Source organism: Lysinibacillus sp. UBA5990 (assembly GCF_002429815.1).
In the GTDB taxonomy this organism is placed as follows: Bacteria; Bacillota; Bacilli; order Bacillales_A; family Planococcaceae; genus Lysinibacillus; species Lysinibacillus fusiformis.
The window spans coordinates 520,754-539,710 of the sequence record NZ_DJAY01000011.1 but is presented as its reverse complement, the minus strand read 5'-3'; the positions used below and the strand labels follow the sequence as shown (position 1 = coordinate 539,710).

Here is an 18,957-nt window from a genome sequence, read left to right as displayed (position 1 = left end):
CCATCACGTTATAATTAAAGTACAACGTGATGGTTTGGAGGTGTTTGCATTGGGACAGAGAAATTAAAAATTGGCGAGCTTGCTGAAAAAACTGGCATTACAAAACGAACAATCGATTATTATACAAACATAGGCTTGTTGGTTGCAGAACGTTCTGCAACAAATTATCGCTACTATGATCCCTTCATGATTGAACGACTTCAATTCATTGAACAGCGCAAACAACAAGGGCTTTCACTCGTTGAAATCCAACATGAATTAAACATCACACCCTATGAAGAAATTGATGTACAAATGCTTCGTTTAAAAATGCAAGATTTAGAGCATGATGTAGCTTCTCTACTAGAACAAATGAACCAGCAAGATGATAAAAAAATTGAAACCATTAAAAAAAATGTTTCACCTGAAAGCATTGCATTAATGCAATCTTTACTTTTACTTATTCATAATTAGGAGGTGACGTTCTGTTTTTACAGAACGACTATTTGGATACCATAATAAACTTATCGATTTTTACCATTTTATTAGCTTTAACAGGTTTTTTCGTGGCAACAGAGTTTGCTATTGTAAAGGTTCGTTCCTCAAGACTTGATCAGCTTATTGCAGAGGGAAACACAAAAGCCATTGCTGCCAAGCAAGTGGTCAATCATTTAGATGAATATTTATCTGCCTGTCAATTAGGGATTACAGTAACAGCTCTTGGTATCGGTATGGTTGGTGAAAAAACGTTTGAATTTATGCTGCACCCACTATTCGAAATGATCGGTATTTCAGATAAATATATGACGATCTTTACCATTGGTACAGCCTTTGCCATCGCTACATTTTTACATGTTGTTGTCGGCGAACTAGCACCGAAAACAGCAGCTATTCAAAAAGCGGAAACGATTACTCTACTTTTCGCAAAGCCGATTATGTTCTTCTATAAAATCATGTACCCATTTATTTGGTTCTTGAACGGCTCTGCGCGCATTTTGATTGGTTTTTTCGGTATGAAGCCTGCAAGTGAGCATGAGCTTTCTCATACGGAGGAAGAATTACGACTATTACTGTCTGAAAGCTTTAAAAGTGGTGAAATCAATAAATCAGAGCTTAAATATGTAAATAACGTCTTTGAGTTTGACGAACGTATTGCTCGTGAAATCATGGTTCCTCGAACAGAAATTGTTGGGATTGAACGAAATGACTCTTTTACAACTATCATCCATCATTTTGCCGCTGAAAAATATACGCGCTATCCTATTTATGATGGCGACCGAGACAATATTTTAGGGTTTATCAATGCTAAGGAATTGTTTACACACGGTTTACTTGAAAAGCTTACAGACGAGACATTAGTCATCGAAGATTTCATTAATCCAGTTATTCGCGTTATTGAAACCATCCCTGTTCAAGAATTACTTGTACGAATGCAAAAAGAACGTATTCATATGGCCATTTTAATGGATGAATATGGTGGGACATCAGGTCTCGTAACCGTTGAAGATATTTTAGAAGAAATTGTTGGTGAAATTCGTGATGAATTTGACGGTGATGAAATTGCAGATATTCGAAAAATCACAGAAAACCATTATATATTAAATGCAAAAATGCTTGTTGAAGATGTAGAAAATTTATTAAATATAACATTAGAAGCTGAGGAAGTTGAAACATTAGGTGGTTGGTTCTTATCCGTGAATAATGGGATAAAAGCATCCGCAAATATTGAGCTTGCCTCCTATGTCTTCAGTATTTATGAACAACAAGGACATCAGATACATTATATCGAGGTTCGACCTCTACGAATTAGTGCACCGGCGTCCTTCATTACAAAGGTACAGCCCTAACCTTATTATTTTGAAACCATTTTCGTTATTCCATTATTAGCCATTTCAAGCTATAATGAAAGTAGGAATATGATTCTAGTTTCAGGGGGCTATACACATGACATTATTTAAACTATATCATTCAGATGGTATACACATTATTACAGATGTAAAAAAACATAAAACAAATATTGAATTAAAAACAATTACAGGCGAAGTATTATATATTATCGTGGTAACAGATGAAAACTACACAGTGTACGACGATCGTTTTGCAGGTGCCTCTAAGCAGTTAAATTCTGTAGAAGCATTTGATATAGATGGCAGTTTCCGTAGCCTAGATTTCGATAATATGCGCTCTTTATTTAAAGAAGCCTTTACAAAGTTATTACAGCAAATCGCTGAGTGCGTTCAAAGTAAAGATGAGCTAGTAGATATTGACACACTCCGTCATAAAGTAAGTGCCCAAATAAAAGGCATCCATTTCCGTGTCATTTCTGATACGAAAAAATATGAAATTTAACCTCTCACAGACTGTTCATTTTGGACAGTCTGTTTTCTTTTCACCTCCCTTTCCAGCTGAAACAAAAACAAGCTTCTTGACTTTCATGTATAATGGGACTTAATAATCTGAAAAAAAGGGGTGTTCAGAATGAATCGTGAACAATTAATCACACTCATTTCAGAAAAACTGAAATTAATCCGTACTGAAAAAGCTTTTACCCAGGATCAAATGAGTGATTTACTTGGACTATCTAAAAAAACACTTGTCCAAATTGAAAAAGGACGTATTCTGGCGGGATGGACAACTACTGTTGCCGTATGTACTTTGTGTCGTGACAGTACTATTTTGCAACACGAGCTAGGCGGTGAACCATTAGAGGTGGTGGATTTGATTGCGAATAATGGAACATTGCAGCCTAAAGATAAAACAATGGGTGGATACATATGGTGGAAAAATATACATGAGCATGGAGGGTTCCGACTACAGCAAAATATTATTAGCCTTCATTTCCGCATTTTAGACAACAACAATTTTCGTCTAATCTCAACATTTGATGAACAAGTAGCTAAACAAGCATGGGAAAAGCTACAGATGTAACTCTCCTCCATCTACTAGACTCCTTCCTAACAGTAGAAGCAGCATCCTTGCTTCTACTGTTGTTAGTTGTTTGCCTCCTTCCCCCACTTATATCAATCACTATAGACAAATATATAAAGAAAAGAAATGACTTGTCATATGATAAAGAGAATGGATTTTGTAAAATTTCTATAAAAGATAGATAGTTGAAGCTAGGAAAGTCGAAATTTGCAGAAATATTTTCTATACTTAATAGTAACCGCTGTGATATTGGAAAGGATGCGCATAAATGAATCGAATTCTAGCAATAAGTGATATACACGGAGAATTAGCGCTTTTTGAAGAGCTATTACTAAAAGCAAACTATAATCCAGATGAAGATCAACTTTTTTTACTCGGTGATTACATCGACAGAGGTGCAGCTTCAAGTGGCGTGTTAAATTTAGTGAGCGAATTACAAGGAAAAGGAGCACGAATTCTCCTAGGCAACCATGAAGCCATCATGCTCAATGCATGCCGTTCTGGCCTTGCTAAACCATGGAACCATTGGGTAGGACTTTGTGGGGGGGATGCAACATTAGCAAGCTACGGCTACCAGCTGAGCGATTTCGAGGATGCTATTGCAAGCCATACGTTGCCTAGCTTTATTAAAACGCTGCCAAAGCTAGAAGAGCATTTACAATTAATTGAAAACTTCGAAACATACATTGAATTAGAGGATGCTATATTTGTACATGGTGGAGTTGTACCAGGCGTTGCGATGGCAGAAACAGACCCCATGCAATTACTGTGGATCCGAGAAGAATTTCATGCAGGCTATCAAGGAGATAAAACCATTATCTTTGGACATACACCTACGTATAGACTTCACCATAACCCAACTGATTACAGTGTCTACTTTGGTGAAAACAATATTATCGGTATTGATGGTGGTGCTGTATTTGGTGGACAATTACACGCATTCGAATGGCCAAGTCGTCAAATATTCTCAGTCGAACATAAAAAACCAACAAGTAATGATTAACTTGTTGGTTTTTTCCATTAATATAACTTGAAGATAACACCTACTAAAGAGTACACAATAACGGTTGTGAATAATATGGTCATATGGAGTAGTGAGAAAACAAACATTTTGGTAGCCCACTTCACTTGATCTTTATTACTATGATAGCCATATATACTCATTACTAGCCATGCAATACTTAATAGTAATGCAACGAGCATAATTCCCACACTTAAGGAGCCAAATAAAAAGCTTGATAGAATTAATAAAATTAAATAGAAATTTGTTTGATAATACGTACGGCGCATACCTTTAACAACAGGAAGCATCGGCACACTTGCCGCTTCATAATCTACACGTTTGCGGATTGCAATGGCATAAAAATGCGGCATTTGCCAAATAACCATAACAAAAAATAAACCAAGTATTGCAGGGTGGGTAATATCTGTCGATACGGCAGACCAGCCAATTAATGGCGGCACAGCACCACTAATACTACCAATTTCTGTATTATAAATTGTACGACGTTTTGTCCACATTGTATAAGGGACTACATATAAAAATACTCCTAGTAAACCGAATGCCGCTGCTAATGGTGACGCAAGCGCCAAGACAGCTAATCCGATGATTAACATAGCTATCGCTAATGATAGAGTCGATTTTGCTGACATTTCCCCAGTGACGGTCGGTCTGCTTTGTGTACGAGGCATGATCGCATCGATATCACGGTCATACACATTATTAAAGGCCCCTGCTGCTCCAATGACAAGGGCAGAACCAACTGTTGAGAAAATCATTTCTGGTATATTATCTATGAACGTCATTTTATTTTTGTACATCCCTAGCGTTAAACCAGCCCACATTGGTATTAAATTAGATTTGATAATTCCTGTTTTGACTGTTTGCGCTAAAATAGTAGAGCGGGACGATTTCTCTCGTGTTGTTCCGGAGGATTGCGGTTTATGCTCCGAGTTCAGATTTTGTTCCATTCATCTTAATTCCTTTTCTCCATAATTTCTGCACGCCACAATCGATAGAAAGCGACAAAATTTGCATCTAGCACATCAAATTATTATTTTACCCCTTTTAGTTCTGTTCTGTCTCTAAGTTCACATAAAGTACATGTTTTTATCTAGTAAAGCACGCTCATTCACAACATCTTCTATGATACCACCGACTGGCATGAATTTGAACCTTCTTGCTCGATTCTTATCATTACTATTCGAGAAAAGTAAAAAGCCGAGGCAGAATTTTGCCTCGGCTTCTATTATTGAAGATCTCCTTGAAGTTGCTGGGCCAAAAATGCCACTAGATCACGCATATTATCTGGTGTTACCCCATGTCCATCTGGATACTGCTTAAATGTCACAGTAGCGCCGAATTGTTCGAAAGCCTCTTTGCTTTCCATTCCCCATTGTGATGGAATAACATAATCATAATCACCATGGGAAATAAAGGCTTGTAAATGTTCAACTGAGCGAATAGAATATTCCTCTGTTACAAATTTAGGTGTATAGCCACTTAATGCGACAATGCCCGTCACTAAATTCCCCATCACAAAGGCTAATGATTGTGCTAGTACGGCTCCCTGGCTAAAGCCTAATAAAAATACTTTATGAGGATCAACTTGATATTCGTCGATTGCCTCTAATATAAATCGTTGTAAAGCCACTAATACTTTATCGAAGATAGCACGATCTGGTTGCCCTACCTCTTGAATAGTAAAAAAAGCATAACCAGGTTTTTGTGTAATGGGTCCACGCAAACTAAATATATGACATTGTTCTTGAAAGTCCTGTACTAATTGCGGTAGGTCGTCTTCATTACTCCCCATACCATGCAATAAAAAAATAGCAGGGTATTTTTTTGTAGTGTCCATATTTGTAGGTGGTGTATGCTTAAAAGTAAATGGTGTATTCATGTCTTCAAATTCCTTTCACAGTAAATCTTTGTAACAAAACTATAGTAATTTTGTTTTATTGATTAATCCATCTGTATGGTAAGCAATATATCCATTGACAACACGAATGGTCTCTACTGGATCTGCGTCAAAAAGTACTTGTGATTGCTCGGGTGTGGACACCAAAACCGTTAATAAATCCATACGCATAGAATGCCCCGCAGAGCTATATGCATAGTCGTAGATGATCGCTTCCTCTGTCATGCCTTCTGTCTCATATTGTTGATGGAACAATTCCTTTACAGTATCCATCTGCTCTGCTACTTGTTGACGGATACGCATCTGATGCATCAATAATTCCTCTTCTAAAGTTGAGGGCTTTACCCAATTTTTAGCCTTTAGCATATTCAGAAATTCTTGTTCCCACGCCTGTTCATTCTCAGTAAAGTAGAGCATATTGATCATTAGCATGTCCCAGAAATCAACGGCCGTAGTTGCTGAATTCCGTTGCATTGCTATAGTTTCTTTAAATTGTTCTTCTACCTTAGTAATATTCATATTGCGAACTAAATGATTACATACGTTTTCAATAAACTTATTTGCCACTTCTTGTGCCATAAAAAATCCGTCCTTTATATCTACAAATCATTTTTTTCTATCTTATCATACCATGATTGTGAAATATGGCAACGAAGCCCTCTCTATAGACATTTCTCAAAAGGATGTCTACCTTTGTAAAGGAAGACATCCTGAATGAATTACGAGAAAACATAGCTATCCATAGTATCGATAGTATTTTGAATAGCATCTTTCAATGATCGTTGATGTTCACCACAGGAAGCTACTGCCTCTTCCAAAGCGATTGCAGCATTCGCCATAAACGGTGCCATTTGCAAATCCTTGGCCAACTGAATAAGAACTAATGCCTTATTCCATTTCCAACGAGGGTTTGTTGGATCTAAATTGATTGCCTGCTCCAAATAACCAAGCGCATCAAAAGGCATCCAGCCAAAGCGGTGCATTGTTTGGCCCGTCATTCCCCAATAGATGGCCTTATTTGGATTTTCCTTGACGGCTTGTTGAAAGCAATGAACACTTTCATTGTATTGATGGGCGAATAAAAACAGCTCTCCTTGAGTAAAGAAGGATTGGGCTTTTTCATCACCTGTTCCTGTCTTTGCTACTTCTTCTAATTGCTTTATATTCATTGCAAACTCTTCTTCATCTTTGATCGCACGTATTGCTACAACCGTATCGGATTCTGGATAGCTTTCGTCCGCACGTTCTGCATGTTGTAATTCTCCATAAAGAGTCGGCTTTGGATAATGAGCGAAATCATACTCTTCTAATAAAATTATATATTTTTGCGCAAGTACTCGTTCCTCTTCATTTATCACCGTTTTTGCAGCTTCATAGCATTTCATTAGTTCGCCATTGTAAAAATAATCATCCATTGACATTTAAAAATCCCTCCAGTGTATAACTATTCAGTATTTTTAGTATACACTAACAACATAAAAAGAGACTGATCAAAATTTTGATACAGTCTCCTTTAGTACTATTTCTTTAACACTACAGTATTTAAGAAGTTGCGTAAATCCTCTTCTTTTAGTGCCCCTACAAATCGGTTTACTTCTTTTCCATCTTCAAAACGGATAAACGTTGGTGTTGCTTCAATATGATATTTTTCCCATAGATCTTCATATTCATAGACATTCAATTGAGCAATGTCTACACCCAGTTCATCTGCAATTGGCATTAACTCAGGTGTAAATGCTTGACAGTGTACACAAATCGGGCTGAAGAAATACGCATTCACAGGTTCACCTGCTTTAATTTTTGCCTCTAATTCGTCTGGTAACATAATGTTTTGATAGTTTTTGTCATCTAATTGATCAATTGTTTCTTGTTTCAGCTTTTTATCGCCATAAGGGTTGTTTGCGCTTTCTAGTTTACTTTTGTTTGAGACATTGGTAAGCACAATGATTGCTGCAAATAATACAACAATAACGGAACCAATAATTAATAATTTTTTCACTAGAATAGTGACCTCCTTTTTTACACTAAAATCCTAATTTTAGTGTATCCGGATTGATTATAAATTGTTTTGAAAACCTAGTAAACTAATTCGCCTTTTAAAAAAGATATTTCACATTTATAACATAATTTTAAGTATATTTGGGAACATACATATTGAGAGTTCCTGCAAAATTTGAACGTGGGGTGATTATATGAAAAACTCGTTTCAGCATGTATTTCAAATTTATACAAAGGATATCCGGAACATTGTCACAAACTGGGTAGTAGCTATCATTGTAGGCGGATTGATTTTTCTTCCTTCACTTTACGCCTGGCTTAATATCTATGCCTCCATGGACCCATACGCCCACACATCCAATATGAAAATCGCTATTGTCAACGAGGATACAGGAACCACCGTTCGAAATGAAGCGATTAATGTTGGAAATGAAGTAATTGAGAATTTAAAAACGAATGAAAGCTTTACGTGGGAGCTTGAAAACGAAAAGCAAGCCATGGAGCATTTGAAAAATGGAGATTATTTTGCCATGATCGTTATTCCCAATGACTTTTCACAAAAGCTCACTTCCATTCTGACAGAACAACCAACTAAAGCGCATATTGATTATTATGTAAATGAAAAAAAGAATCCAATTGCCCCTAAAATAACAAGTAAAGGAGCAAGTGTCCTTACTCAGCAGGTTTCTAGTGAATTTGTATCAACGGTCAACGGGACACTATTCTCCATTTTTAATACCATTGGTCTTGAAATGGAACGTGAAATTCCAGACTTCCGAAAATTTGAAAACTATGTCTTTACCATAGAGCAGCATTTACCGGATATCAATTCATTTTTAGCACAGGCTTCCAGCCAAGGAAAGGATGCCGACCAATTACTCAATCGTACGATCACACAAATTCCACAAGTGGAACAATTAACAACAAATGGTTTAACTACCATTCAGAAAGGTCTAACTCTTGTGAATGAAGCAGATGCTCTGTTTAATGAGCTATCTCCCCTTATCAAAAAGGATGTACAAACTGTTCAAAATATTGCGCAGCACTTCACAGATATTATTAATAAACTCAACAGTATTGATCTTGATTCAGCTTCTATCACCCAAACAAAAGAAACATTAAAAAATCAATTGTCGACGTCCAAAGAAAACATAACGCATAGTATTCAAACACTTGAGGCGCTACAGAAGTTGATTCAAGCAGATACGTTAACCCGAAATCAATTGCAGGATTCCTTAGATAGTATCATCGCATCTTTACAGCAAAGTAATGCCAAAGATAATCAGCAAATTATTGAACAGCTTACAGTTATTCGTGATGCCTTGCAAAATGATCCGAGCTTTACCGATTCAACTTTAAATGCCCTTAAAGATTTGCAACAGCTAAATACGTTACATGCGGATATCCTAGCAAAAATTGAACAATTACAGCCCATCGATAAAAACGTCATTCAACAAGACATTACAGCCATTCAAAACATTGCTCAAAATGCCACGGCTAATTTACAAAAATTTTTGGTCTACTACAACGATAATCTGGAGCCACAAATTCGCTCAACATTGTCTAGTGCTAAAAGTACATTAACAAGTGCTTCTGCCATGTTGACGGATGTAAAACAATTCCTACCTCAGGCAACAGATAAATTGACACAGGCTAAAAATACGTTAGGAACAGCTAATAGTGCTCTCCAGAAAATACAAGGCGAGTTCCCTACTCTAAGTACAAAAATCAAAGACTTAGCCAATAAACTTCGAACTTTAGAAAATGAAGCTGATATTTCAGAGATTGTGCAATTATTAAAGAATGATGTTAATGCCGAGCGTGACTTCTTTGAAGAGCCCATTAAACTAAAGGAGCATCGAATATTCCCTATTGCCAACTACGGAACAGCAATGACACCATTTTACACAGTGCTGTCCATTTGGGTAGGCTGTTTATTATTAATTTCACTATTATCCGTTAATCTTCATGAAAATTCACCTTATAGTATCCGTGAAATCTATTTTGGCCGCTTACTAACATTTGCAACTTTTTCTATTATACAAACCCTCATCATTACGATCGGTGATACTTTTTTAGTAGACGGCTCTATTCAGGCGCCCGCTTACTTTATCTTGTTTGGACTTTTGATTAGCATAGTATTTGTAACCGTTGTATATACGTTAGTCTCGGTCTTTGGAAATGTTGGAAAAGCTTTAGCGATTGTGATGCTGGTTTTACAAATTGCGGGCTCTGGTGGAACTTATCCTGTTGAATTATTGCCAAAATTTTTCCAAATCATTAACCCATTTTTGCCTTTTACGTATGCCATTGAAATGATGCGTGAGGCGGTAGGAGGCATTATCTGGTCAACTGTATGGGTGGATCTCCTCTTCTTAACTGGTTTCTGGTTCTTCTTTATCCTATTCGGCTTTTTCTTAAAAAAGTTACTGAGCGAGAAAATAGAACATTTTATGAACAAAACACGCGGGTTAGATATATTTCATTGATTTTCAACTAGGCTCCATGTAAATGTTTTTAAGAACGATGGTATAATGGAAGTATTGTAAACATGTAGGAGGCGCTATTGTTGAAGAAAACGATTTCTATTTTTATTATTTTGGCGTTAATGTTATTAAGTGCTTGTGGAGAGAATAAGAAAAATGTTGAAAATAATCATGTAGCTACAGAAGGTGAAACTTCCCATGAAGGGGATAGTCATGCTTCGGGTGATATTCAGGAAGAAACAGCTTCAGCAAATGTTCTTCCAACATTTTTAGAGGATCAACAAGAAAATATTCGTTTAGTTTATCAAGTCGCTGGACAATCTACAGAAATTCTTGAATGGATGCCATGTTATTGTGGATGTGGAGAATCTGCTGGCCATAAAAGTAATTTAAACTGCTTTATTCAGGAAAAACGTGAGGATGGATCTATCGTCTGGGATGATCACGGCACTCGTTGTTTAGTCTGCTTAGAAATTGCTGTACAATCGGCTAAAATGCATCAGGATGGCAAGAGTCTAAAAGAAATTCGCCAAGTAATTGATGAGACTTATAAAGAAGGCTATGCAAAACCAACACCAACTGATATGCCGGCATAAAAAAGCAAAGTCCGTCGAGAAGTTCACTCTCGATGGATTTTGTCATTTTTCTTACTCTTTCATTTTCAATATTTGGTAAATCACTGTCGATCTCAATATACTGTTCGAGCATAGTTGCTCTCTTAAGCTACTTGCCTATAAAAAAAGATGCCCAAACAAGGTCTATAGACCCATCAGGCATCCCGGATTTATTCTATAAAAACTACATTTTTTTGTAATTTCCTATTTTAAGCAAAAATTGTTATTACTACTTTTTTCTTGACACGGACCAATGATTTCAATTATAGCTATTATTTCACAAGCTGTAAGATTGTTTTAAAATGTTCATGGTCTGCTCGTTGCAAAAGCTCATATAAGATCATCTCCATACTTGTTGGATAAATACCAAGGGCACTCATCTTAGCTAATCCGACTTCCTTATTGGCTTTTGTTCGAGAAGAAACAGCATCTACCACTACCTCAACTTCAAATCCTTGTTCCTTTAATTGTCTAGCTGTTTGGTAAACACAAATATGCGTTTCAATGCCAGTGACAATAAATTGAGAACGTCCACTTTCCTTCATCGCTTTCACAAATTCCTCTTCCTCACATGCACTAAAAGCCATTTTAGCAATAGCTTGTCCTTGAAGATGTTGTGCTATATCGAGCGCTGTACCGCCTAAACGACTCGGATTTTGTTCTAGCCATAAAATAGGTATTTGCAGTGCCTGCATCGCTTGTATCATCTTAGCAATATTTGCAATCGTTGCTTCACCATCATCAACAATCGTTGCAAGCTTTCCTTGCACGTCAACGACTACTAAACAAGCTTCTTCTACTGTAAACATCGTGAACACCCCTTTTCTATTCTTTATTTATTATACAAAAACTCACTATAAAATGGGTTTATTTAAAATCTTATCGTACATTTTAATTCATCATCTGTATAATTAAACGTTATATTTTATATTCTAGCCGTTCCATATCTCCACGAGCATGCAATTATCCGCAGCTTTAAAATCCGAACATTAAATGGATTACAACGGATGAAATTTATTTTAATTACGAAAATTCCAACTTCAATACCGTTGAAATTGTACTTTTCGTTCGTATTTGAATTAAAAATTCCTGCTAATTGTGTACATTTTGTTGCGAGGTTGTCGCTATTCTGCTCAAATATTAAGAATTTTATTTTTTCTCTTGAAAATTAAGTTATAATCCAGTAAAGTTCTGTTATCCCGCTTTAATGGTCCTATAGCTAATGATGTCTCTTAGACGATTAAAGCTCGATCAGGACAATGTATATTCAGCAGTTCATAGCCAATGGATAAAAATTCACTTATTAACCAAACAAGGAGTGTACCCACTTTGACACAACGTGCATACAATTTCAACGCAGGTCCATCTGCACTGCCCCAAGAAGTATTAGAACAAGCTCAACAACAATTAGTAGACTTCCGTGACTCAGGAATGTCGATTATGGAAATGAGCCATCGTAGTGCCATTTTTGACGAAGTACATAACGAAGCTATCGCCTTATTGAAAAAGCTATATGCGATACCAGAAAATTACGAGGTCCTATTTTTACAAGGGGGGGCTAGCCTGCAATTTACAATGGTGCCAATGAACTTCCTATCTACTGACCAAAAAGCAAGTTATGTATTATCAGGCTCTTGGTCTGAGAAGGCATTCAAGGAAGCAAAGTTTTTCGGTACACCTGTGGAAGCTGCTAGCACAAAAGAGAACCAATACCGCAATATTCCTGCACTTGCAGACATTCAATTTAATGAAAATGATGCCTATGTGCACATCACTTCTAATAATACTATTTACGGTACACAGTGGAAGGATTATCCAAATACAGGAAATGTACCTTTAGTTGCCGATATGTCTAGTGATATTCTTTCAAAACCAATTGATATTCAAAAATTCGGACTCATCTATGCAGGTGCTCAAAAAAACCTAGGTCCTTCAGGTGTAACAGTTGTCATTATTCGCAAAGATCTTCTTGAAAAAGCGAATGAAAATATCCCTACAATGCTTAAATATACAACACATGCTGATAGTAATTCTTTATATAATACACCCCCTACATTTGGTATCTATATGCTAGGTGAAGTGTTGAAATGGGTAGAATCTAATGGTGGAGTCGCTGCAGTTGAGAAGCACAATGAATTAAAGGCTAAAGTTATTTATGATGCAATTGATAATAGCAATGGCTTCTATAAAGGTCATGCAACCCAAGAAAGCCGTTCACTTATGAACATTACATTCCGCGTTGCCGATGAGGAACTTGAAAAACTATTCCTAGTGGAAGCAAAAGCAGCTGGCTTTGTAGGGCTAAATGGCCATCGTTCTGTAGGCGGCTGTCGTGCGTCAACATATAATGCTGTGCCATTAGAGGCTTGTGAAGCTTTAAGAGACTTTATGGTCGATTTCCAACAAAAACATCAATAATCTTATAAAAAATGACGATGATTTACGTTTCTGTAATGACTCGTCTTTTTTTGTTTGTCGACGATAATCTATCCCCACACAAATATCATTATTAGATTTTTATAGTAAATTTTTCATTTAGGGCTTTGCACATAGCCAATTCTTTTGAGAAAAATATAGATTTTTAAGTGGACTATCGGACAGATTACCAGCCTCTATCTATTTACCAAACATAGATTATTACTGTAAGGATACCCTTACGAAAATAGAGGAAGGGAGGACTGGACGATGGAGGATAGACGATATACAACACAAATGAACTGGCAAGGTTGTAAATGTCCAAAAAAGGACGAGAAATGTTGTCCACGTAAAGAAGAAAAATGCCCTTGTCAAAAAGAAGAAAAATGCACACCAAAAATGAGCAGTAACTGTAGAGGCTGTATTTGTCAGCAATTAAGAAAATTAGAGCTTGCGACTAGACTAGATATCTTTTTATCTGGAGGTATTAGCTTCTTAGGTGTGACTTTCATTTCTTTGGATCCACGCAATTGCTGTGCTTACTTCCTTGAGGCAGGTGCGGCTGCTACTTCTCCTTTAATTGTAGACTGTAATAAAATTGTTGCGATTCGTAGAGTAGCAGTAGCTTAATAAAAATAGAGAGGGTACATCCTATTAGGAACTACCCTCTCTTTTTACATAAAAAAACTCTGTCCATTTTTTAATGTGACAGAGTTTCAAGCTTACAATCCGGGCATTTCCCATATATTTCAAACTTATGATTTTCAATTTCATAGTCAGGAAGTTTTTCTCCTAGCATTTCCATCGGACAAAGGTTAAGCTCTTTAACATTCCCGCAATCCATACAAATAAAATGATGGTGATGATGTGCGGATTCACAATGCATTCGGAAATTACGTTCTCCCGATAGCTCTGTTTCCTCTAAAATCCCTAGCTTTACAAATGTAGCAAGGTTACGATAAATGGTATCAAAACTCATTCCCGGAAAGTCTTTTTTTAAAACATCCAATAAATCACGGGCTGTTAGATATTTATCTGTTGCAGCAAACATATCTAATATTAACTCCCGCTTATCCGTTTTTTTATAACCATTTTCTTTTAAAATTTCCCACGCTCTTGAAACATTCATTGTGCTACCTCCCCTTGCTTCGCAGCCATTTTAAATGCTACTTTCTTTCCAAGGATCACAAGTAGCAATATCAAAATCGAAGTGACAACAATCGTACCTCCTGGCGCTAAATCTAAATAAAACGCACTAATCAGGCCGATTAATACTGCCGTTTCTCCAAAAACAATCGCATAAAAGATAGTTTGCTTAAAGCCTTTTGCTAATCGCATTGCTGCTGCAACAGGTAACGTCATTAATGATGATACAAGTAAAATACCGACAATGCGCATACTTGCAGCAATGACAAGAGCGGTCACAATCATAAACAACAGATGCACCCAACGTGCTGGAAGGCCGCTTGCTTTTGCATACTCTTCATCAAAGGATAAGACGAATAATTCCTTAAAAAATAAAAACAAAAAGAGAATAACTACTGCAGCAATTCCAATCACCACCCATAGGTCTTGGCGTGATACGGCTGATACTGAGCCAAACAGATAACTCATTAAATCTGTGCTAAAGCCGCTCGCAAGCGATATAAAGATAGCGCTTATGCCTATGCCGCCTGACATAATGATTGGTATAGCTAGCTCCTCATAGTGCTTATATAAACGTCTTAGACGCTCAATTAATATAGAACCACTAACAGATGCTAAAATTCCTAGATAAATAGGGTTGAGCAAAGCTAGGGCGGTCACTGATTGGCTAATATATAAGCTCCCTGCTATTCCAGCAAGTGTGACATGTGACAAAGCATCTGCAATAAGCGATAACCTTCTTACTACAATAAACACGCCTAATAGAGGGGCGAGTATGCCTATTAATAATCCAGAGAAAAAGGCATTTTGTAAAAATTCATAATGTAAAATTGCTTCAATCATTGTGCCTTCTCCTTCTAATGAATCTTTCTCACAGAATGGCCATACCAAGCATCTAGCGCACCCTGAGAAATATTATCAAATTCATTTTTGTAGCCATGGAAGTGAATGGTTTGATTTAAACAAGCCACATGACTAATGCGATTAGATACGGTATCGACATCATGTGTGACAAGAATCATTGTAATTCCCTGTTCCCGATTTAATTTCGCCAGCATATCATAAAATGACTGCACGTTCTCGTGATCAATACCAACAGTCGGTTCATCTAAAATAAGTAATTTGGGATCACTGACTAAAGCTCTCGCGATAAAAACTCGTTGTTGTTGTCCACCTGATAATTCACCAATATTACGATGTTCAAATGCTTCCATACCAACTGCCCTTAATGCTTCTTGAACCTTTCCTTTAGCTTCTCGTCCAGGTCTTTTAAAAAGCCCTAATTTTTTCGTTAATCCACTTTTCACGACCTCTTGCACGGTTGCTGGAAATCCTGAATTAAAGGCATTGGATTTTTGCGAAACATATCCGATCCATTCTCGATGTTTAAAAGTTGCACTTGGTTCACCAAAAAGCTTTATTTCTCCCGATAGAGGCTTCAATAAACCTAAAAGAATTTTTAATAATGTTGATTTACCCGAACCGTTTGGGCCGAGTAGCGCTAAAAAATCGCCCTCTTCTACACGAAAGGAAATATTTTTTAAAACTTGTGTATAGTCATATTGAAATGACACATTTTCAATGTCAATTAATGTTTTTTTCATGCATGATCGCTTCTTTCTAATTCAAAATCATTACGATTTACAAGTTGTAAGTATATAGGAAAGTGCAGTTTTTGTAAAGAAAAGAAGTTAGCTACTTTTTGAATGAGAAAAATGGCGACCGTTTAAATCATTTGATAAACCCTATTATAAAGGAGGATTGACTTTGAGTATTCAATTTTTACAGCAATTGGCACAAAGCACGGATAAGGAAATTGTCGCGATTGCTCGTGAAGAGGGGTTTGACATTACAACTTCTGAAGTAAAAAAACTTCGGCCTTATTTGGAGCAATTCTCATTTTCCTGGCTTTTTTTAGGCATCCCAAAAGATATTTTAGTTGAAGTGGAGGCCGTTTTGGGAAGAAAGCGTTCTCGTCAGTTAATCGCACTTTTTACAAAATAACGTAATAAAGCCCAACATCAGCACTGTGGCCGAATGTTGGGCTTCTTTGTTAGCCTTTTAAAGCCTCGATAAGCTCAGGCTTAAATGTACTACTTCGTAACATATCAATTTCTGCTTTGTATGGTGCTGATTTTGATTTGGCATCACTAGCCAATGGCACGAATGGTGTTTCTAAAATTTTAGGAATCGCCATCAATTGTGGATGGTGGACCACATAGTTCAGGGCATCAAAACCAATGTGACCAAAGCCAATATTTTCATGACGGTCTTTAGCAGCGCCTCGCACATTTTTTGAATCATTTATGTGCAAAACTTTGATGCGATCAACACCTATTAATTTATCAAATTCGTTTAAAACACCATCGAAATCCTCCACAATGTTATAGCCAGCATCATGTGTATGACAAGTATCAAAGCAAACAGAAAGACGTTCGTTATGAGTGACACCATCTATAATTTTAGCTAGCTCTTCAAAGGAACGACCACATTCTGTTCCTTTCCCTGCCATTGTTTCTAAAGCAATTTGGACAGGATAATCTTGGGACAATACTTCATTTAAGCCTTCGATAATTTTGGCAATCCCTGCATCTGCCCCAGCACCCACATGTGCACCAGGATGCAAGACAATTTGTGTTGCCTCTAATGCTGCTGTACGTTCAATTTCCGACTGTAAAAAATCTACCCCAAGACGAAAAGTTTCTGGTTTTTCCGTATTGCCAATATTGATGATATAGGGAGCATGAACGACAATATTAGTCATGCCATGCTCTTTCATATGGAGAAGTCCATTCATTATGTTCAGATCAGCAATCGCTTTCCGACGTGTGTTTTGTGGCGCTCCTGTATAGATCATAAATGTATTAGCTCCGTACGATAATGCCTCTTTACTAGAGCCAAGTAACATTTCTTTCCCACTCATCGAAACATGTGAGCCAAGTAGCATGTAAAAAGCCCCCCTATTTTTTTCCTCTCGCTTTTAAGCGACGTTCACGTTTTTTAATTTTTTCCATTTCCCATTTCATATTACGCTTATAGCCTGGTTTCACCTTTTTAGGTTTACGTACCAACGCCTTCGCTTTCACATCTATTTCATTCTCTTGTTTAACACGATTTTTACGGGCATGACGCTCTTTTAACTCAGACCATTCTCCATCTTTAACGTCCATTTGCACAAATGGAATACCCATTTTTTCCACACGTACTACTGCATCCTCTTCAGATGGCTCAAATAATGTAATCGCTGTTCCTTTATTACCTGCACGAGCTGTACGTCCAACACGGTGAATAAAGAATTCTAAGTCCTCAGGAATTTCATAGTTGATGACATGAGAAATTCCTTGAATATCAATTCCACGTGCTGCTAAATCTGTCGCAACAATATATTGATATTCTAGATCACGAATTTGCTTCATCATTTTCTTACGGTCACGTGGGCTTAAATCACCATGGATTTGTCCACAACGGATACCATGCTCATTTAAATAACCAGCAACATGCTCAGCCGTTTTACGTGTGTTAGTAAAAATAACAGCCAAAAATGGATTGATGCCTTCGATAACTTCTAATAAACGTTTATTACGTGATTTAGAACGAACAGGTACAAGCATAAAATCAATGCCCTCTGCCACAGGTCGTTTATCATTCATGTGAACATGGACAGGTGCGTCCATATATTTTTTTAAGAAAGGCTGTAGCTTTTCTGGGATTGTTGCTGAGAATACGAACATTTCAAGTTTCTCTGGCATTTGGGAAGCAAATCCATCAATTTCTTCAATAAAGCCCATATCGAAAGCTAAATCTGCTTCATCAACAACTAAAATTGGTGCCGTATGCACAAATAACGCTTGTGCTGAAACAAGATCACGAATACGTCCAGGTGTTCCAACAACAATTTGAGGTTGAGTTTTTAACTTATCTATAGAGCGTTGTTTGTCCGTACCCCCAATAAAAAGTTTTGCCTGTATAGCTGTTCCTTCTATTAATTGATTCAATGCATCATAAATTTGCTGTGCAAGCTCACGTGTAGGAGAAGTAATAACGGCCTGTACTTCCTGTTTCTCTACATCAATACGTTGAACAATCGGAATTAAAAAACTATGAGTTTTTCCTGTTCCTGTATGTGCCTGTCCAATGGCACTCTTCCCTTTTAATATTAATGGAATAATTTCTTTTTGAATTGGTGTCGGTTCTGTAAAGCCAAGTTCTGCAATGGCGTCCTGCAAAAATGGTTGAAAATTATAATCAGTATATTTTGACATCATTCGTTCCTCCTAACATCTTTTTTCATTGTACCATGATTCGAACTTTAAGGTATATTTACATCCTATTCTTACAAGCATAAACATAATTTTATCGTTTTATGATCACCGTAACAAAGCCCTTATCAAAGGTACTTGAAATACGAAGAATATGCAATCAAAAAAGCGCTGTATCAATACTCTAAAAAGCTGGGTATATGTAAATTTT

General features: G+C 36.9%; 21 protein-coding genes. 10 read left to right on the top strand and 11 right to left on the bottom strand.

The annotated features are described in order from the left end of the window. The first annotated feature begins 48 nt into the window (after positions 1-48). The 5 genes from B3D94_RS10115 (at position 49) to B3D94_RS10095 (ending at position 3,910) form a co-directional block, all read left to right on the top strand. Positions 49-453: a MerR family transcriptional regulator gene (locus tag B3D94_RS10115; protein ID WP_307723792.1), complete on the top strand. Its 405-nt coding sequence runs from the start codon at positions 49-51 to the stop codon at positions 451-453. A gap of 32 nt (positions 454-485) precedes the next feature. Next, positions 486-1,826 (top strand): hemolysin family protein, encoded by a 1,341-nt coding sequence (locus B3D94_RS10110; protein WP_069481979.1) that lies wholly within the window; start codon positions 486-488, stop codon positions 1,824-1,826. Between the two features lie 97 nt (positions 1,827-1,923). Further along, entirely contained in the window at positions 1,924-2,328 is a 405-nt protein-coding gene (locus B3D94_RS10105) for a hypothetical protein (RefSeq protein ID WP_069481980.1), read from the top strand. Positions 2,329-2,457: 129 nt separating this feature from the next. Beyond that, positions 2,458-2,907, top strand: coding sequence for a helix-turn-helix transcriptional regulator (locus B3D94_RS10100; RefSeq protein ID WP_025116018.1), 450 nt, complete (start codon positions 2,458-2,460; stop codon positions 2,905-2,907). 268 nt (positions 2,908-3,175) lie between these two features. Beyond that, on the top strand, positions 3,176-3,910 hold the full coding sequence (locus B3D94_RS10095; RefSeq protein ID WP_291757245.1) for a metallophosphoesterase: 735 nt from the start codon (positions 3,176-3,178) through the stop codon (positions 3,908-3,910). 17 nt (positions 3,911-3,927) lie between these two features. Here B3D94_RS10095 and cyoE read toward each other — a convergent pair whose 3' ends face one another. From cyoE to B3D94_RS10070, 5 genes are all read right to left on the bottom strand, one after another. Beyond that, entirely contained in the window at positions 3,928-4,878 is a 951-nt protein-coding gene (cyoE, locus tag B3D94_RS10090) for a heme o synthase (RefSeq protein ID WP_069481982.1), read from the bottom strand. A 278-nt stretch (positions 4,879-5,156) separates the two neighbouring features. Further along, positions 5,157-5,810 carry an alpha/beta hydrolase gene (locus B3D94_RS10085; protein WP_069481983.1) on the bottom strand — a complete coding sequence of 218 codons (654 nt, stop codon included), beginning with the start codon at positions 5,808-5,810 and terminating at the stop codon, positions 5,157-5,159. 39 nt (positions 5,811-5,849) lie between these two features. Then, the gene (locus B3D94_RS10080; protein ID WP_291757244.1) at positions 5,850-6,407 is read right to left on the bottom strand and encodes a hypothetical protein; all 558 of its coding nucleotides are present in this window, start codon (positions 6,405-6,407) and stop codon (positions 5,850-5,852) included. A 140-nt stretch (positions 6,408-6,547) separates the two neighbouring features. Beyond that, complete coding sequence (locus tag B3D94_RS10075; RefSeq protein ID WP_291757242.1) at positions 6,548-7,249, bottom strand: tetratricopeptide repeat protein; 702 nt, start codon at positions 7,247-7,249, stop codon at positions 6,548-6,550. Positions 7,250-7,347: 98 nt separating this feature from the next. Then, a complete protein-coding gene (locus tag B3D94_RS10070) occupies positions 7,348-7,827 on the bottom strand; it encodes a thioredoxin family protein (RefSeq protein WP_025116012.1) in 480 nt (159 codons plus the stop codon). A gap of 193 nt (positions 7,828-8,020) precedes the next feature. On the opposite strand from B3D94_RS10070, the gene B3D94_RS10065 reads away from it, so the two are divergent. Further along, positions 8,021-10,315: a YhgE/Pip domain-containing protein gene (locus B3D94_RS10065; RefSeq protein WP_291757241.1), complete on the top strand. Its 2,295-nt coding sequence runs from the start codon at positions 8,021-8,023 to the stop codon at positions 10,313-10,315. Between the two features lie 80 nt (positions 10,316-10,395). Then, positions 10,396-10,908, top strand: coding sequence for a PCYCGC motif-containing (lipo)protein (locus B3D94_RS10060; RefSeq protein ID WP_291757239.1), 513 nt, complete (start codon positions 10,396-10,398; stop codon positions 10,906-10,908). A gap of 290 nt (positions 10,909-11,198) precedes the next feature. Here the strand turns inward: B3D94_RS10060 and B3D94_RS10055 are convergent, their stop codons facing one another. After that, positions 11,199-11,735: a hydrolase gene (locus tag B3D94_RS10055; RefSeq protein ID WP_069481993.1), complete on the bottom strand. Its 537-nt coding sequence runs from the start codon at positions 11,733-11,735 to the stop codon at positions 11,199-11,201. Positions 11,736-12,255: 520 nt separating this feature from the next. Here B3D94_RS10055 and serC point away from each other — a divergent pair. Both serC and B3D94_RS10045 read left to right on the top strand, forming a co-directional pair. Continuing rightward, positions 12,256-13,344 carry a 3-phosphoserine/phosphohydroxythreonine transaminase gene (gene serC / locus B3D94_RS10050; RefSeq protein WP_069481994.1) on the top strand — a complete coding sequence of 363 codons (1,089 nt, stop codon included), beginning with the start codon at positions 12,256-12,258 and terminating at the stop codon, positions 13,342-13,344. A 267-nt stretch (positions 13,345-13,611) separates the two neighbouring features. Continuing rightward, positions 13,612-13,971 (top strand): hypothetical protein, encoded by a 360-nt coding sequence (locus B3D94_RS10045; protein ID WP_069481995.1) that lies wholly within the window; start codon positions 13,612-13,614, stop codon positions 13,969-13,971. A 70-nt stretch (positions 13,972-14,041) separates the two neighbouring features. Here B3D94_RS10045 and B3D94_RS10040 read toward each other — a convergent pair whose 3' ends face one another. From B3D94_RS10040 to B3D94_RS10030, 3 genes are read right to left on the bottom strand one after another with little or no spacing between them, the layout of a single operon-like run. Further along, positions 14,042-14,470, bottom strand: a complete 429-nt coding sequence (locus B3D94_RS10040; protein WP_069481996.1) for a Fur family transcriptional regulator — start codon at positions 14,468-14,470, stop codon at positions 14,042-14,044. Continuing rightward, positions 14,467-15,330: a metal ABC transporter permease gene (locus B3D94_RS10035; protein WP_031417001.1), complete on the bottom strand. Its 864-nt coding sequence runs from the start codon at positions 15,328-15,330 to the stop codon at positions 14,467-14,469. Before B3D94_RS10035 ends, B3D94_RS10040 begins: the two co-directional genes overlap by 4 nt. Before the next feature lie 14 nt (positions 15,331-15,344). Beyond that, entirely contained in the window at positions 15,345-16,091 is a 747-nt protein-coding gene (locus tag B3D94_RS10030; RefSeq protein WP_069481997.1) for a metal ABC transporter ATP-binding protein, read from the bottom strand. A 163-nt stretch (positions 16,092-16,254) separates the two neighbouring features. Here B3D94_RS10030 and B3D94_RS10025 point away from each other — a divergent pair, with 163 nt between their 5' ends. Further along, positions 16,255-16,491 (top strand): Nif11 family protein, encoded by a 237-nt coding sequence (locus B3D94_RS10025; RefSeq protein ID WP_012295215.1) that lies wholly within the window; start codon positions 16,255-16,257, stop codon positions 16,489-16,491. A gap of 49 nt (positions 16,492-16,540) precedes the next feature. Here B3D94_RS10025 and B3D94_RS10020 read toward each other — a convergent pair whose 3' ends face one another. After that, a complete protein-coding gene (locus tag B3D94_RS10020) occupies positions 16,541-17,434 on the bottom strand; it encodes a deoxyribonuclease IV (RefSeq protein WP_031417006.1) in 894 nt (297 codons plus the stop codon). Positions 17,435-17,447: 13 nt separating this feature from the next. Beyond that, on the bottom strand, positions 17,448-18,749 hold the full coding sequence (locus B3D94_RS10015; RefSeq protein ID WP_144787657.1) for a DEAD/DEAH box helicase: 1,302 nt from the start codon (positions 18,747-18,749) through the stop codon (positions 17,448-17,450). Positions 18,750-18,957 lie beyond the last annotated feature (208 nt).

What these genes read in the sequence shown, in the direction of transcription:
- B3D94_RS10075 (WP_291757242.1), bottom strand. Translation starts at nt 7,249, where the DNA reads ATGTCAATGGATGATTATTTTTACAATGGCGAACTAATGAAATGCTAT.
- B3D94_RS10080 (WP_291757244.1), bottom strand. Translation starts at nt 6,407, where the DNA reads ATGGCACAAGAAGTGGCAAATAAGTTTATTGAAAACGTATGTAATCAT.
- cyoE (WP_069481982.1), bottom strand. Translation starts at nt 4,878, where the DNA reads ATGGAACAAAATCTGAACTCGGAGCATAAACCGCAATCCTCCGGAACA.
- B3D94_RS10095 (WP_291757245.1), top strand. Translation starts at nt 3,176, where the DNA reads ATGAATCGAATTCTAGCAATAAGTGATATACACGGAGAATTAGCGCTT.
- B3D94_RS10030 (WP_069481997.1), bottom strand. Translation starts at nt 16,091, where the DNA reads ATGAAAAAAACATTAATTGACATTGAAAATGTGTCATTTCAATATGAC.
- B3D94_RS10015 (WP_144787657.1), bottom strand. Translation starts at nt 18,749, where the DNA reads ATGTCAAAATATACTGATTATAATTTTCAACCATTTTTGCAGGACGCC.
- B3D94_RS10100 (WP_025116018.1), top strand. Translation starts at nt 2,458, where the DNA reads ATGAATCGTGAACAATTAATCACACTCATTTCAGAAAAACTGAAATTA.
- B3D94_RS10040 (WP_069481996.1), bottom strand. Translation starts at nt 14,470, where the DNA reads ATGAATGTTTCAAGAGCGTGGGAAATTTTAAAAGAAAATGGTTATAAA.
- B3D94_RS10045 (WP_069481995.1), top strand. Translation starts at nt 13,612, where the DNA reads ATGGAGGATAGACGATATACAACACAAATGAACTGGCAAGGTTGTAAA.
- B3D94_RS10105 (WP_069481980.1), top strand. Translation starts at nt 1,924, where the DNA reads ATGACATTATTTAAACTATATCATTCAGATGGTATACACATTATTACA.
- B3D94_RS10020 (WP_031417006.1), bottom strand. Translation starts at nt 17,434, where the DNA reads ATGCTACTTGGCTCACATGTTTCGATGAGTGGGAAAGAAATGTTACTT.
- B3D94_RS10065 (WP_291757241.1), top strand. Translation starts at nt 8,021, where the DNA reads ATGAAAAACTCGTTTCAGCATGTATTTCAAATTTATACAAAGGATATC.
- B3D94_RS10055 (WP_069481993.1), bottom strand. Translation starts at nt 11,735, where the DNA reads ATGTTTACAGTAGAAGAAGCTTGTTTAGTAGTCGTTGACGTGCAAGGA.
- B3D94_RS10085 (WP_069481983.1), bottom strand. Translation starts at nt 5,810, where the DNA reads ATGAATACACCATTTACTTTTAAGCATACACCACCTACAAATATGGAC.
- B3D94_RS10035 (WP_031417001.1), bottom strand. Translation starts at nt 15,330, where the DNA reads ATGATTGAAGCAATTTTACATTATGAATTTTTACAAAATGCCTTTTTC.